Here is a 499-nt window from a genome sequence, read left to right as displayed (position 1 = left end):
AGTGGTGATTCCATTAGATTTAAGGCGGATCGACCACATGTTTATTACAATTTAGGAGAAACATTAACAAGAGTGAGTATGACTATTTATTATCCTGCTTCTTAATATATTATGAAAAAACTATCTATTATTAGGTAGTTTTTTTGTATTAAAAAACTCATTTGAGTATCAAAGTAGTATTTGTTTTGATATGTTAAATTTAACATAGTTAAAGATTTATATTGTAATTAAAAGTAATAAACCGTCTGTAAATTTAGATAAACATAAATGATCTATACAGTAGTTGATAATAAGTTTTACTGGATATTTAACATAGATAGTCGTTTTTATTCGTCCATTTACAGTACTTTTAAGTATGTATATATTTTTTAACTTTAAAAAAATATATACATTTAATAGTTATTAAGAAGTTTGAACATTTACTTATGAGAGATGCGGATTTGCACCTATATAGTGAATATGATTTTTTTTGTAAATATTGTACTCCTTATAAATGGAT

1 pseudogene is annotated in these 499 nt (G+C 23.4%); it reads left to right on the top strand.

Annotated elements, in window-relative coordinates:
- Positions 1-105 (top strand): annotated as a pseudogene (locus KI356_RS27600) (DNA-binding protein); the annotation flags it as partial.
- Positions 106-499 lie beyond the last annotated feature (394 nt).

This window comes from Bacillus hominis, assembly GCF_018332515.1.
In the GTDB taxonomy this organism is placed as follows: domain Bacteria; phylum Bacillota; class Bacilli; order Bacillales; family Bacillaceae_G; genus Bacillus_A; species Bacillus_A hominis.
The sequence above is the reverse complement of the archived record's forward strand: the minus strand, read 5'-3'. Positions and strand labels throughout refer to the sequence as shown.